At 59.3% G+C, this 15,118-nt stretch carries 10 protein-coding genes; 9 read left to right on the forward strand and 1 reads right to left on the reverse strand.

Annotated features, from left to right (window positions below; genetic code table 11):
• Positions 1–324: 324 nt before the first annotated feature.
• The gene (locus tag PGR6_RS14310) at positions 325–2,436 is read left to right on the forward strand and encodes an enoyl-CoA hydratase/isomerase family protein (protein ID WP_064617853.1); all 2,112 of its coding nucleotides are present in this window, start codon (positions 325–327) and stop codon (positions 2,434–2,436) included.
• Between the two features lie 144 nt (positions 2,437–2,580).
• On the forward strand, positions 2,581–3,363 hold the full coding sequence (locus tag PGR6_RS14315; protein ID WP_064617855.1) for an SDR family NAD(P)-dependent oxidoreductase: 783 nt from the start codon (positions 2,581–2,583) through the stop codon (positions 3,361–3,363).
• An 8-nt stretch (positions 3,364–3,371) separates the two neighbouring features.
• Here PGR6_RS14315 and PGR6_RS14320 read toward each other — a convergent pair whose 3' ends face one another.
• A complete protein-coding gene (locus PGR6_RS14320) occupies positions 3,372–3,953 on the reverse strand; it encodes a TetR/AcrR family transcriptional regulator (RefSeq protein ID WP_177343085.1) in 582 nt (193 codons plus the stop codon).
• Positions 3,954–4,358: 405 nt separating this feature from the next.
• Here PGR6_RS14320 and PGR6_RS14325 point away from each other — a divergent pair, with 405 nt between their 5' ends.
• From PGR6_RS14325 to PGR6_RS14355, 7 genes are all read left to right on the forward strand, one after another.
• Positions 4,359–5,783: a DUF1329 domain-containing protein gene (locus PGR6_RS14325; protein WP_019578907.1), complete on the forward strand. Its 1,425-nt coding sequence runs from the start codon at positions 4,359–4,361 to the stop codon at positions 5,781–5,783.
• A gap of 21 nt (positions 5,784–5,804) precedes the next feature.
• Positions 5,805–7,451, forward strand: a complete 1,647-nt coding sequence (locus tag PGR6_RS14330) for a DUF1302 domain-containing protein (RefSeq protein ID WP_019578908.1) — start codon at positions 5,805–5,807, stop codon at positions 7,449–7,451.
• A 26-nt stretch (positions 7,452–7,477) separates the two neighbouring features.
• Positions 7,478–9,862, forward strand: coding sequence for an efflux RND transporter permease subunit (locus tag PGR6_RS14335; RefSeq protein ID WP_237229633.1), 2,385 nt, complete (start codon positions 7,478–7,480; stop codon positions 9,860–9,862).
• Between the two features lie 10 nt (positions 9,863–9,872).
• Entirely contained in the window at positions 9,873–10,817 is a 945-nt protein-coding gene (locus PGR6_RS14340; RefSeq protein ID WP_064617861.1) for a WD40/YVTN/BNR-like repeat-containing protein, read from the forward strand.
• 245 nt (positions 10,818–11,062) lie between these two features.
• Positions 11,063–12,346: an acyl-CoA dehydrogenase family protein gene (locus PGR6_RS14345; RefSeq protein ID WP_019578911.1), complete on the forward strand. Its 1,284-nt coding sequence runs from the start codon at positions 11,063–11,065 to the stop codon at positions 12,344–12,346.
• Between the two features lie 55 nt (positions 12,347–12,401).
• A complete protein-coding gene (locus tag PGR6_RS14350) occupies positions 12,402–13,535 on the forward strand; it encodes a saccharopine dehydrogenase family protein (RefSeq protein ID WP_064617863.1) in 1,134 nt (377 codons plus the stop codon).
• Positions 13,536–13,545: 10 nt separating this feature from the next.
• Positions 13,546–15,105, forward strand: a complete 1,560-nt coding sequence (locus PGR6_RS14355) for an AMP-binding protein (protein WP_064617864.1) — start codon at positions 13,546–13,548, stop codon at positions 15,103–15,105.
• Positions 15,106–15,118: the final 13 nt, after the last annotated feature.

Consider the following 15,118-nt stretch of genomic DNA (forward strand, 5'->3'; position numbering starts at 1 on the left):
CAGTACCCAGAATCGAAACCCTCAATAACAAAAGACACTGCATTTGGCTCCCGCCAGATGACGGAGGTTTCCGATGCGCCCGATTCTTTTTTCCTGCCTGGCCGTGACCCTGATCTCACTCGCCATTTACTCCATTCATAGCTTCTACTCGCGGGGTTCTTATGGCGCTTTTGGCTCCGCGGTATCCAGGCACGTGGCGGTCTCCCAGCCGAATTATCCCGTCGCCAGCATGGGCGAAGTCTTCAGAAGTTTTTGATAAACCGCCGTTTCCGAGCTGAAGAACGCCGATTTCAATACCCTGGAAATGCCAGTAAGGGCTCCCCAATGTGCGACCTCATCCACTATCGTGTCGAAGACGGTCTGGCCCTGATAGGCCTGAACCGTGCACCGGTCAACGCACTCGATCAGTCATTGCGCGCAGCTCTCATCAATGCCTGCGAGCGCGCTGCTGCCGACATTACCGTGGGGGCCATTATTCTCTATGGCGCACAGGGGCTGTTCAGTGCCGGTGCCGATATCAAGGAGTTTGGCACCGAGGCCTGCTTTGCCGAACCCAGCTTGCCCGGTACCCTGACACGCCTGAGCGAAATCCATAAACCATTGGTTGCCGCGCTTGGCACACTGGCGCTGGGAGGAGGGCTGGAGCTGGCCCTGGCCTGTGGATACCGGATTGGCGAGCCGGGTGCGCGGATGGGACTGTCGGAAATCAATCTGGGCCTGTTACCCGGCGCTGGCGGAACCCAACGCCTGCCCAGGCTGATCGGCGCCGAATCGGCACTGAACCTGATTCTGTCCGGTGAACAGATCGATGCTGAGCGCGCTCGCATGCTAGGCATCCTCGACCGCATCGCCGCCAGTGCCGAGCAGTTGCTGGATGAAGCGCGTGCTTATGCCCATGAGCTGATCGACTGCGGCGCCCCCGCGCGGCCGGCAGAGGCCTGGCCAAACCCCGCCGAAGACCTGCCGGATGATTTCCTCGAGCGTTACCGCGTTGAGCATGAACCCCGCTGGAAAAGCCGTCTGGCGCCACGTCTGGTGCTCTCTGCGTTGGAAGCAGCCTGCCTGTTGCCGATGGAAGAAGGGCTCGTGCGGGAACTGACGTTGTTCAAGCAGGCTGAGGCGTCACGCCAGTCCAGGGCGCTGCGCCATGTGTTCTTCGCTGAACGTGAAGCCCGGCGTATTCCGCAGATCGAGGCAGCCGTTGCACTGCGCAAGATCAACAAGATTGCGGTAATCGGTGCCGGCACCCTCGGTTGTGGTATCGCCATGAACTTCGCCGATGTCGGCATTCCCGTGGCGTTAATGGACCTAGATGGTCGTACGCTGAATCGTGGCCTCAAGCGAGTTCGCGAAAACTATCAACTTAGCGTCAAGCGCGGAAAGCTGAGCGCCGTACAAGTGCAACAGCGGATGGAGTTGTTGTTTGGCACGCTCGACTATGCAGACCTGTCTGATGCCGACCTGGTCATCGAGGCGGTGTGCGAGAAGATGGAAATCAAACAGCAGGTGTTTCTCTCTCTGGAGAAGTTCTGCAAGCCGGGTGTCATTCTCGCGACCAACACCTCATCGCTCGATATCGACGCGCTCGCGGCGACCGTTTCCCGCCCGCAAGATGTGATTGGTCTGCATTTTTTCACTCCTGCCAACGTCATGCGTCTGGTGGAAATTGTGCGTTGCCAAGCCACGGCGCCGGACGTGGTGGCCACCGCCATGGACATCGCCGGGCGTATCGGCAAGCTTCCGGTCATCTCGGGGAACGGCGCAGGTTCTATTGGCAATCGCATGCTCGAACCTTATGCCCGCGAAGCCCATCGCCTGGTGTTGGAGGGGGCGACACCGGCACAGGTCGATGCTGTGCTGACCGGTCTGGATTTGAACATGGGTGTATTCAGCATGCTGGATCTGACCGGTATCGATGTGAGTTTCTTGATGCGCGAGGCTAATCGCGCGGCCATTGCCCATGACCAAAGCTATTGCTGCCTCGCTGAAGAACTGTATGCCTTGGGGCGATACGGTCAGAAGAGTGGGCGTGGCTTTTATCTCTACGAAGGACGTAGCCGTACGGAAGACAAAGAGATCGTCACGCTGGCCGAACAGCTTGCCAGGGAACTCAACGTTACCCGGCGTTGCATTGAAGACCTGGAGATCCATGATCGTTGCTTGTTCACGATGATCAACGAGGGGATCCGCTTGCTGGACGAAGGCATTGCCTTGCGCGCCAGCGACATTGATCTGGTGTGGATCAACGGCTACGGATTTCCCGCCCATCTCGGCGGCCCGATGCATTACGCAGAACAGTTGGGCCTGGACACGGTGCTCAATCGCATCCTCCACTATCGCCACGTGCAGGGCGAATACGGCGAGATGTGGTTCCGACCGGCGGCGCTGCTGGAGCGTCTGGTCGCCGCCGGCAAGTGTCGCATCGAAAAAATCTGAAAAATCCTCTTTCTCCGGGGGAGGGCCAGGATAAGGGCGACCACGCATCACCCATACCCTGGCCCGAACCCGGAGGAAGGGGGCCTGTCTGCCTGTAAAACGCGCTAGCGCAAGACGTACCGTCATTCTTTTCGAGGTGTATTGATGACTCACGATTTCGCCCAGAACTTTTCCCTTGCCGACCGAACCGTGTTGATCACCGGTGCCTCCAGCGGCATCGGTGCGCACCTGGCACGGGTCGCCGCTCGTGCCGGCGCCCGGGTGGTTCTGACTGCGCGGCGCCTCGAAAGGCTTGAACAAGTGGCCAGGGACATTGAGTGGGAGAGCGGCCAGGCGCTGTCGGTCGCACTCGACGTCACTGACCGGGCCAGCGTCGAGGCGGCCTTCGATGTTGCCCAGACGCATTTCGGCGTGGTCGACGTGGTCCTCAATAACGCCGGCATTGGCAACGGCCAGCGCCCGCTGGAGATCAGTGAAGAGCAGTGGCGCGCCATGCTTTCGACCAATCTGGACGGTGTCTGGCGGGTGGCTCAGGTCGCCGCGCAACGGCTGGCCAAGGCCGGGCGTGGCGGTAGCATCGTCAACGTTGCCTCGATTCTTGGATTGCGCGTCGGAACCGGTTACAGCCATTACTGCGCCGCAAAAGCCGGCGTGGTGCAATTGACCAAGTCACTGGCGCTGGAGCTTGCGCGGTACAACATCCGGGTCAACGCCATCGCGCCGGGCTACTTCAAGACCGAAATGAACGAAGACTTTTTCGACGGCGACAAGGGCAACAGCTACATTCGTGAGCTGGTGCCCATGCGCCGATTGGGCGAGCTGCACGAACTGGCAGGCCCCTTTCTACTGCTGGCGAGCGACGCCGGTACATTCATGACTGGCAGCGTGCTGGCCGTGGATGGCGGCCATCTGGTCAGCAGCATCTGATGATCCACTCAGTGACTGGCCACCAAAAGGGCCAGCGCAGTGCAAGCCGTCTCGGTTTCGGCCCTCAGGCGTTGCAGATCGCCATGGGCAGACCACGCAATGGTCAACCCATCGACCAGATGAATCAGCAGTCGGCTCACAGCCTTCAAAAACGCCTCTTCCAACTCAGCCCCCATGGCTCGTTCCAGCGCCTGCTCCGTCGCCTCGATGGCCACTGAGTAGATCTTGCTCGCCATTTCGGGGTCATTGCGCATCGCCCAGAAGAACAACTCTATCTGCGCCTTGGCCGCGTCCGGATGGTCGATGAACCACGTGATCAATTGCCGTAAAACTTCCGCCGCGGTTTCAGCGGCTGTCGTCCCGGCAGGCACATGCTCCAGGGCTTGATGAGGCAGATTGAACAGCGATTCGTAGACTGCATAAAAGAGATCGTTCTTGGTGTGGAACACGTAGTGCAACGATGCCAAGGGACAACCGGCCGCCGCCGCAATGCGCCGGGTAGTCGCATTGGCGACGCCGTGTTCGGCAATCACCTTGACCGTCGCTTCAACGAAATCCTGCCTGCGTAATTCAGCGCCCATTCTGGCCATAGATCAGCAATCTCCAATATTTCCTGACGCCCCGTGGCGGCGGTGGGCGGTGTCGACGCTAGCGGATGCTACAGCAACGAATCGCCAAACGTCATGGATGCCTGTGCGTTGCGAAACCGTTGCACCATTATTGGTAACGAGTGTTTCGTTAATTCCCGGTTTGGTGCGTGCCAACGAAACACCTAGCTACGTTTTGAGAAACCATCGTTGGCCAAATCTTCCCGAGGTTCCCCCAATCGATTGATAAAAAACAACTATTTCCAACGCTGTGGATCTTGGCACCGGCCTTGCTTTGATCAAACGACTTGGTCATTTGATCAAGTCAGATGATTAGGTTAGCGCAGGCAACGTGTTACCGCCTTAAAAACGGACACATTGCTGATCAAGGCCCACGAGGATCCTCCAATGAACACAGTAATTGAGTGCCCCAATAATGAAGTCTTCACACGGGGCGGGATCAGACATCTGATTGCGGCCATCGCCGCATCGGCTTTCATCTGTACGGGGCAAGCGGCAGAAAAGGATCCTGCGTTGCTCGGTACCCAATTGACCCCACTGGGAGGCGAGGTCGCGGCGAGCGCCGATGGTGTCATTCCGGCCTGGACGCCACCAGGCCCACAGGGTGCCAGCTGGAGTCATGGCCAAGTGCGCGGGCAGCAATGGAAGTTCAAGGACGACAAACCGCTGTTCAGAATCGATTCGGGCAACGTCGCGAAATACGCCAGCAAGCTTTCGCCTGGCCAGGTGGAAATGTTCAAAAAGATTCCGGGTTACCGGATGGATGTGTACCCGACGCGTCGCAGTTGTGGCGTACCCGATTTCGTTGCAGAAAACACCAAAAAGAACGTCGGTTTCGCCAAACTCGACGGCGATGGCCTGGCGCTGCAGGAAGCCTACGTGCCCGGTATTCCGTTTCCGTTTCCGACCTCGGGTGCCGAGGTCATGTGGAACATGAAAATGCGCTACCGCGGCGTCGGCTTCGATATGTCGAAAACCGTTTCCGGGATTTCGCCACGCAAGGGCAGTGAAGACTGGCTGCGAACCTCCACCGACTGGTTCATGTACACGCCATGGGGAGTGAAGGGCAGTGCGCTGTTTTCCTCATTCGATCGCCTCGAAGTCGCGACCTACTTCAGCTACTCCGACCCCGCAGCCCTTGCCGGGCAGGCCGGGGTGGTGACTACCAAGGCTGGCGAGCAAGCCACCACGTTCTACTACTTCCCGGGCCAGCGCCGCGTACGTCGCATGCCGGCGTATTCCTACGATGCGCCGCAAATCGGTCTCGATAACCAGTACACCATCGATGAGTCCAATGTGTTCTTCGGCCCGATGGATCGCTTCGACTGGAAGCTGGTCGGCAAGCAGGAAATGCTCGTGCCCTACAACTCGTTCGGTGCCTACGACAACTCGGCGAAGATCGAGGATGTGGCCAAGCGCGACTTCATCGCCCCCGAATCGCGCCGCTATGAAATGCACCGTGTCTGGGTGGTCGAGGCCACCGTACGCCAGGGCATGCGCCATCAGGCGCCGAAGCGCCTGTTCTACATCGACGAAGACAGCTGGAACGCGCTGATGGCGGTGGATTACGACAAGCAAGGGCAAATCTGGAAAGTCCGCGAGGGTTACACGATCCCGGTCTACGAGACTGGCACCTGCGATATGGAAGCCCAGGCGCAATACAACCTCGTTGATGGTCGCTACCTGTACGACATGACATCAATTGGTACCGGCAAGAACGACCATCGCTGGCTGACCGATAGCGCCAACAACCCTCGTCTGAAACGCGACTTCTACACCTCAGACAATCTGCGCGCCACCAGCGAACGCTAACAGCAGTTTCCGGGAACAGACATGAAAAAAATAATCAGTAAAACCTCAGGTCTTGTCATCGCGTGTGCAACCCCATTTGCCATGGCGTTCACCTTTGAAACCGAAAACATTCACGGCTCATTTGATTCCACCCTCGCCGTGGGCATGGGGCTGCGCACCGAGTCTCGCGGCTGCAACCTCATCACCAGTGGGGCCAGCGGGCACAACCCTCCCAGCGGTTGTCTGTCGCCCAGCGCCAATATCGGTGATCAGGGCGACCTGAACTACGACAGGGGTGACTTGTTCACCAACTACATCAAGGGCACCCATGAATTGGTGCTGAAGTTTCCCGAAGACTACACGTTCATGGCGCGCGGTAGCTGGATCCGTGATTTTGCGGCGACCGACACCAGCGGCGCGTTGTCGGCCAACCGGCCAGAAGGCGTCGGCAACGACGGCCTCACCAGCGATGCTCGGGATGATCTGGAGTTCAAGGCTCGCCTGCTCGATCTGTGGGTGAGCAAGAGCTTCGATGTCGGTGACCAGCGTGTCCGCGCTCGTCTGGGCAATCAGGTAATCAACTGGGGCGAGAGCTTGTTCGCTGCCGGCGGCATCAACAATACCAACGCTTACGATGTCATGGCGTTGTCGCGACCCGGCACCCAGCTCAAGGAAGCCCTGCTGCCGGCGCCGATGTTGAGCCTCGCGTCCGGGCTCGGTTCCGGCGTAAACATCGAGGCGTATTGGCAATTCAACTGGAACAAAAGCGAGTTACCACCCGTGGGCAGTTACTGGTCCACCACCCACGCGCTGGGCGAGGGCAGGGGCGCCTACGGTTACGACGAAAAAGACGCACGCAACGGCGGCCAATGGGGTGTTTCGCTGCGCTGGCAGCCAGACAACACCGATCTCAACCTTGGCCTGTATGTGATGCGTTATCACGACAAGCTGCCGTCACTGACGATGCAGGTGCTGGACCCGGAAACCTTCGCCCTGGCGCAAACATGGGAGTACCCGGAAGACCGCATGATGTACGGCATCAGCGCCAATATGCCGATCGGCGACTGGGCGGTGGGCACAGAACTGTCATACCGTCCCAAAGACGCGGTACCGCTCAACCCCGTAATCGACGCCTGTGCCAGCAACGGTGGCAAATGCTGGAAAGACGAAAAGAAACTGCAATGGCACCTGACCGGCATCTACAGCATGACGCCGTCCAACTCGCCGACATTGCTCGACTTCACCGGTGCCAGCACCGGCACGCTGTTGAGCGAACTGGTGGTCGTGAAATACCCGGGCCTGCATAACGACTACGCCGGCGAACCGATTGCCGCCGGCCTCAATACCTGGCAACTGGATCCGGCCATCCCGCCGAGCGCCAAGGGCAACAAAACCTCTTCCGGGATCAGCCTCGATTTCAGCCTGACGTATGACAACACGCTGATTCCTGGCTGGCAGGTCACGCCGGGGGTGTTCTATTCGCGATCAATCAAGGGACGCACACCCAATCTGTCGGCGACGTTCACCGAAGATGCCAGCAGCATGAACCTGTACCTCAACTTCGTGCGCAATCCGGCGAGCTGGCAGATCTCTGCCAACTACGCGAAGTTCATGGGCGGCAAGACCCCTTACGATCAACTGCTGCGTGATCGTGATTACGTCGGTCTTGTGGTTTCCCGAACCCTGTGAGGCGCGCCGTGAATAGTTCGCTGAAAATGACAGAAACCAAAGTGCGCGGCGTGTTGCCGCGCATCGAGCAGTGGTTGTTTACCCATCGCCTGTTGACGCTGTTGAGCCTGGCCGTGTTCACCGTGGGCATGGCCTGGTTTGCGGTGCAGTTGCGCATGGAAGCCGGGTTTGAGAAACAGCTGCCCATCGGCCATGAGTACATCGAAACCTTCGAGACATATCGCAATGATCTACTAGGTGCAAACCGGCTCACGGTAGTGGTCAAGGCTCGGAGTGGCACGATCTGGAGCAGAGCAGGGCTCAAACGTCTTTATGATGTAACCCAGGCCCTGATTTTCCTGCCCAACGTCTCGCGCAGCAGCGTGCGTTCATTATGGACGCCCAACGCGTTCGTCAACGAAATCACCGAGGAGGGCTTTCGTGCCGATCCATTGGTGCCGGGCACGGTGACGCCTGAGAGTCTCGATGAGGCGAGCATTGCAATGATCGCCGACTCGACGGCGCAGGGCGGCTTTATCGGAACACTGGTGGCTCGCGATCAGGGCAGCGCGATGATCACCGTGGATCTCAACGAATTCGATGCTGACGGCCAACGCCTCGACTACGTGGCGTACAACCGGGTCCTGGAGCAAAAAATTCGCAGTCAGTTTGAAGACAAAGACTTCGAGCTCCAGATCATCGGTTTCGCCAAGCAGATCGGTGACATTGCCGAAGGTGCCTCGGCGGTTCTGGAGTTCTGCCTGCTGGCGCTACTGCTGACGGCTGCTGCGGTGTACTGGTATTGCCATTCGCTGCGTTTCACGTTGCTGGCGGTGGGCTGTTCGCTGGTGTCGTTGATCTGGCAGTTTGGCTCCCTGCGTTTGCTCGGCTACGGACTTGATCCACTGGCGGTCTTGGTGCCTTTTCTGGTGTTTGCCATTGGCGTGTCCCATGGCGTTCAGCAGATCAATTTCATCATCCGTGAAATCGCCTGCGGCAAGTCGGTGGAGGGTGCGGCACGGGCCAGTTTCAGCGGGTTGCTGATCCCAGGCACGCTGGCTTTGGTGACCGCATTCGTGTCGTTCGTGACGTTGTTGCTGATCCCGATTCCCATGGTTCGGGAGCTGGCCATCACCGCTTCGCTCGGGGTGGCGTTCAAGATCATCACCAATCTGGTGATGCTGCCGGTGGTGGCGTCGATGCTGCGAGTCGACTCGGGCTACGCCGCGGCCGAAGAAATTTCCCGCCAGCGTCGTGCCCGTTGGTTGCACGGTTTTGCCCGATTGACCGAATGGCACAACGTGCGCTGGGTGCTGGGCATGGCCGTGCTGATCTTTGTCACGGCGGCCTGGCAGAGCCATGATCGGGTTGTCGGCTCCTTGCAAGCCGGTGCACCGGAGTTGCGCGAGGACGCACGCTTTAATCGCGATGCGGTCTCCATCGCCAGCAACTATGACATCGGCCTGGATTGGCTCAGCGTGGTCTTCGAGGCCAAAGTCGACGCAGGGACGAACGCCTGCGAAGACGTCGCCCTCGGCCAGTACCAGGATCGCTTTGTCTGGGCGATGCAGGGCGTGCCAGGGGTGGTGTCGGTCACCTCGTTCTCCAACAGTCTGCGACAGTTCAACGAGGGCTATAACGAGGGCAACCCGAAAATGAACGCGGTACCCATCGACCCGACCAACTACTCATCGATGGCCGCCGAGGTGGCTCGCGTGCCAGGAATGATGCGTCCCGATTGCAGCATGACGGCGGTGCATCTGTTTCTCGCCGATCACAAGGCGACGACCATTCACCGAGTGATCGCCGCCGCCAAGGCATTTCGTACTCAGTTCACTCAGGATGGGGTGAGCGTACGCCTGGCTTCCGGCAATGCCGGGGTGATCGCTGCGATCAACGAAGAGGTGGAACGCAGCGAGCTGCCGATGATGCTTTACGTCTATGCCGCGATCGCTCTGCTGGTGTTTATCGTCTACCGCGACTGGCGCGCCGTGCTGGTGTGCTGCCTGCCGCTGACACTCGGCACCTTCATCGGCTACTGGTTCATGAAGGAGCTGCAAATCGGCCTGACCATCGCCACCTTGCCGGTAATGGTACTGGCCGTCGGCATCGGCGTGGATTACGCCTTCTACATCTACAACCGTCTGCAACTGCACCAAGCTCTCGGGCAGCCGATCACCAAGGCCGTCGAGCACGCCTTGCTGGAGGTGGGTGTGGCAACGATTTTTACCGCCATCACGCTGGCAGTGGGCGTGGCCACCTGGGCGTTTTCCGATCTCAAGTTCCAGGCCGACATGGGCAAGCTGTTGGCCTTCATGTTCCTGGTCAACATGGTCATGGCCATGACCGTGCTGCCTGCATTCGCCGTGTGGCTGGAACGGACATTCCCACGGCGGCGCCCGGTGCGCCTGATCGGCTCACTGGTGCATTGAGGAGACCCCGATGCGAAACCTGATTCCTTTGATTGTTCTTATGTTGCCGGCATTGCTACAGGCTTCTCCCTTGCCGGCCGTACCCGCGACGCAAACCGCCAACGCCAGTGCCGCCACGCTGTTGAGCGCTTCCTGGGCCGGGGAGCGAACCGTTGCCGTCGGCGATCACGGCATGGTGTTGTTGTCGGATGACCACGGGCAGCGCTTTCGTCAGGCGACTTCCGTACCGTTGTCCACTCCGTTGACCGGTGTTTCCTTTGCCGATTCCAAACAGGGTTGGGCCGTCGGCCACTGGGGAGCAATTCTCGCCACTAGCGATGGCGGTGATGTCTGGCAGGTTCAACGATTATCCAGTGCAGAAGACCGGCCATTGTTTGCCGTGCACTTCTTCAACCCGACGCAAGGCGTCGCAGTGGGGCTGTGGTCGCTGGTGCTGACAACCGATGACGGCGGCAAGACCTGGATCGATCAGAAAATCGACGCGCCACCCGGATCGAGTCGTGCCGACCTGAATCTGATGGGACTGTTTGCCGATGAAAAAGGGCGCTTGTATGCCACCGCAGAGCGCGGCCAATTGTTGCGCTCCGACGATCAGGGCAAGCACTGGCGCTACCTGGATACCGGCTACAGCGGCACGTTGTGGACGGGGGCTGTCCTGAGTGACGGCTCGCTGCTGGTGGGCGGACAACGCGGCACGCTGCTGCATGGTTCCGCAGACGGCTCGAGCTGGCAGCGCGTGCCGCTGCAAAGCAAAAGTTCAGTCACAGCCATCGATGTCTCAGAGCGAAAAGTCATCGCGGTGGGACTCGACGGTTTGATTGTGCGCAGTGACGACGGTGGACAGAGTTTTCACGAGCAACCCAGCGGCGACGGTGTTTCGCTCACGGCGTCGCTGCTGAACAGTGACGGCTCACCGATTCTGTTTTCACGACGAGGCGTCGTCCCTCAGCACTGATGCCGCTGCGATGTCGGGAGGCTAGCGCGATGCCCGTTTCCCGACATTTGGCTTGGTCATTTTCTAAAACTTCCTGCTGATTTTCGGCCGGTTCCCCCGTGCCTGAAAGCGTTTTTTCACGCGCAAAATAATAAACATAACAGATGTTGCGTTAAATAATTTTGCTTGTTAGAGTCGATCTCAAATAACAAGACGCAGAACGTTGCAAAGCGCAACGGCCTGCCATTCTCGATGGAGGTACTCTGATGATCTCGCTCAAATCGACGCTTACCCTGCCAGCTGCCGGGCTCTCCGGCTTCGAAACACCGCTGACAGAAGAGGAGGCTGCGATTCAGGCCTCCGTCCACCGCTTCGCCAAAGAGGTGTTGCGCCCCTTGGGGCGTGAGCTGGACCGCATGACACCGGAAGAGGTGATTGCCCCAGGCTCGCCTTACTATTCGATGTTCAGCGAGTTCGCCAAGTTGGGTCTTGATCCGGCGCTGTTGGCACAGTTGCCACCGGATATGGCGATACGGATCGAATCACTGATCGGCGAAGAACTCGGTTGGGGCGATGCCGGCCTGGCAGTTTCCCTTGGCTGTGCTGACTTCCCGCTGCAAATGGCCGTCGCCGCCGGCAATACCGAATTGGCCGAGCTCTGCCAGGGCCGGATCGGTTGCTGGATGGCCACCCAACCCGATCGTGGTAGCGACAACCAGATCTTCGATATGGCGCGTGACTGGCCGGCAGGAAAGCCTGGAAATATCGGCAACCTGACCGCCAAAGTGGTCGGCGATGAAATCATCCTCAACGGTCAAAGCTCGGCGTGGGTATCCAACGGAGCCGTCGCGCAGGTCGCGCTGGGTATGATCTGCGCCGATTACGGTGACGGTTTCTACGATGCCAACGGTCGGCCGCATGGTATTGCGGTGATCATTCCGCTTGATCTCAAAGGCGTGTCTAAAGGCAAGCCGCTGGACAAGATCGGTCAGCGTTCCCTGCCACAAGGCGAAATCTACTTCGACAGCGTGCGAGTGCCCCGGCGCTTTGCAATCGCCGAGCGCGAAAACTACTACGGCGCCGTCAGCTCTTCCTGGTCGTTTGCCGGCACGCACATGAGCCAGGTGTTCACCGGCGTCGCGCGCGCCGCATTCGAGATGGCGTTGCAGTACTGCCATGAACGCCGCCAGGGCGGTCATCAGTTGATCGACCACCAGATGACCCGCCTGCGTCTGGGCGAAATGCTGCGCCGTGTCGAGGCCGCCCGCGCTGTCGCCCGACGTTCGCTGAGCTTCGCGCGTCTGTCGCCGCAAACCCATCCCTACGCCACAGCTGCTGCCAAGGTCACGGTGACCGAAGAGGCGATGGCCGTTGTGCAAGAAGCCTTCCGCCTGTTCGGTGGCAACGGCACCACCCGCGAATACCCGATCGAGAAGCTATTGCGCGACACCCAGTCCTCATTGATCGAGGACGGCGAAAACCGTGTCCTGACCATGCGTCTGGGGCTGCTGGCCCAGCAGCTTTATGCCGAAGGCTGGGCGAACAACTGACCCTGAAGATTCACCCGACATCACTCATCCAATAACAACAATGAGGTACATCCCGATGGCCAAATATCCTGTGGTTGTCTACGGCGCCAGTGGTTACACCGGCATGCTGATCATGGACTGGTTGATCGACCAGCACATCCCGTTCACCGCCGTGGCGCGCAACGCCGGCCGTGCCCAGGAAATGATGGCGCAACGCGTTGTCGGCCTGGAGTCGGCGACCTACGAAATCATTGAGTGCCCCCACGAGGTCGAAGCGTTGACTTCGGTGTTCAAAGGCGCGCGCGTGGTTTGTAACACGGTCGGCCCATTCATCAATTTTGGCCTGACCGCCGTTGAAGCGGCATTGAAGGCCGGCTGTCATTATCTGGATCCTGCCGGTGAGCAAGCGCACATTCGTGCCTTGCGCGACCAGTTTGGCGAGCTATACCGCCAGGCTGGGCTGCTGCTGTCCCCATCGCTCGCGTACATGTACACCTACGCCGAGATCGCCGCCGAGCTGGCCCTGGAAACTCCGGGCGTCGATTCGCTGGAAACCGCAACCCTGACCCGTGGGCCACGTACCGGTGCCGCCGGTGTGACCGTTGGTTCAACGGCCACCATTTTCGAAGGCATGCGCTACCCCGGCGCCTATCTGTGGGAGAAGGCACTGGTGCCATATGCGCCGAATACGAGCTTCAACGTGGTCTGTCCCGATCTGCTGGAGTCGGTGTTCTGCCTGCCATGGGGCGGCACTTCGTTGCCGGTGTTCTATGAGGAGGATAGCCGGGTGCGCAGTTGCATGTCCTGCGTTGGTTTCTACGACAACCCGGTGATGAAAATGGTCCACGGCCTGGGTGAGAAGTGGGAAGCCGAGTACAAACACCTGCCGAAAGAGCAGCAGGACGCGGTGATCAATAGCCTCGTGCAGTCGACCACGCCGAGCATGCCACCGCGCGAGCGCAGCACCTTGCAACGCACCGTCGACTTCGCGATCGGCCGCGGTCAGTTGACAGCGGTGCGTGCCACCGTGTACGGCATCACGCCCTACATCGCCACCGGCGCCTTGCACGCGGCAGCCGTGGTCAAGCTGTTGAACAACGATAGCGCCAAGGTCGGTTTCGCATCGGCCTCGAAAGCCTTCGGTCATCGCTACCTGCTGGGCTTCCTCGAACAGCGTGGCTTGGCTCGCGCAACCGTTACCCAACTGTGAAGTGACCGACATGGCGATTATTGATTTCTTCGACCGTGGCTGGCGGATCAATCCGCACGGCGCGGCGTATATCCAGGATGACCGGGTTTTCACCTTTACCGACGTCCGCAACTTGTCATGCCGTATCGCCAATGCACTGTTGGCCGAGGGTTTGCCCAAGAGCACCAAGGGTGCGATCTGGTCGGCCAACGATGCCGTGGCCTGGACGTGCACACTGGGTCTCTGGCGCGCCAACATGTGCTGGATTCCGGTTGGCGCTCGCAACAGTGCCGAAGAGAACCGTCATGTGCTCGATGCGTTCGACTGCGAGGTGCTGTTTTTCCAGAAGGAGTTCGCATCCATCATCGACGCGTTGCGCCCGAGCTTGCCGAAAATCCGTTTATGGATTTGCATCGACGAACATCTGCCCGAAGCACCTTCGCTTAAAGTCTGGATCGAAGGTCAGCCGAACACGCCACCCAAGGTCGAGTATCAACTCGACGATGTAGTGGCGATTTCGCCAACCGGTGGCACCACAGGCTTGCCGAAGGGTGTGATGAACACCCATCGCAGCATCCAGACGTTCTGTGCGCACTTCATGATCAACTTCCCTTATGGGGATGAGCATCCACCGGTCAACCTGGCGGCGGCACCGATGACCCATACTGCCGGCACACTGTCCCTGCCGTGCACCTCGCGGGGCGGCACCGTGGTAGTTATCACCAAGCCGGACCCGGCGCTGATGCTGGCGATGATTCCGAAGTACAAGGTCACCGAGACTTTTCTGCCACCGACGGTGATCTATCGCCTGCTGGATGTTCCAAATCTGGCGCAGAAGGTCGATTTCAGCTCGTTGAAATACTTTCTTTACGGCGCTGCGCCAATGTCGGTGGAGAAGCTCAAGCAAGCGATCGAAACCTTTGGCCCGGTGATGGCCGGCGGATACGGCCAGACCGAAGCGCCCGCATCGATTTCCAACCTGCCGCCCGCCGAGCATCTGCAAGGTGGACGACTGGCATCGGACGAGCGTCTGTCATCGGTCGGCCGCCCCAATCCGCTGATTCGCGTCGAGATCCTCAGCGACGCCGGGGAGATTCTCGCCCAGGGCGAGTCCGGCGAGATCTGCGTACGCGGTGACCTGGTCATGAAGGGTTATTACAAGGACCCGCAGAAAACCGCCGAAACCATCATCGACGGTTGGCTGCACACCGGTGATATCGGCCATCTCGACCCCCATGGCTACCTGCACATCACCGACCGCAAGAAGGACATGATCATCTCCGGTGGTTTCAACGTTTATCCGAGCGAGGTCGAGCAGGTGCTTTGGGCCCATCCGGCAGTGCAGGACTGCGCGGTGATCGGCGTGCCGGACGAGCAGTGGGGCGAGAGCGTCAAGGCCGTCGTCGAGCTGAGTGTTGGACAAAGCGTCACCGCCGAAGAACTGATCAGTCTCTGCAAAGACCGACTCGGATCGGTCAAGTCTCCGAAAACTGTGGATTTCATTGATGCATTGCCACGCAGTCCTGTTGGCAAGGTGTTGAAGAAGGATCTGCGTGCCCAGTACTGGCAAAGCGTTGATCGGCAGATCTGACGTCGAGGAGTTA

The sequence above is a fragment of the Pseudomonas sp. GR 6-02 genome, assembly GCF_001655615.1.
Lineage (GTDB): Bacteria > Pseudomonadota > Gammaproteobacteria > Pseudomonadales > Pseudomonadaceae > Aquipseudomonas.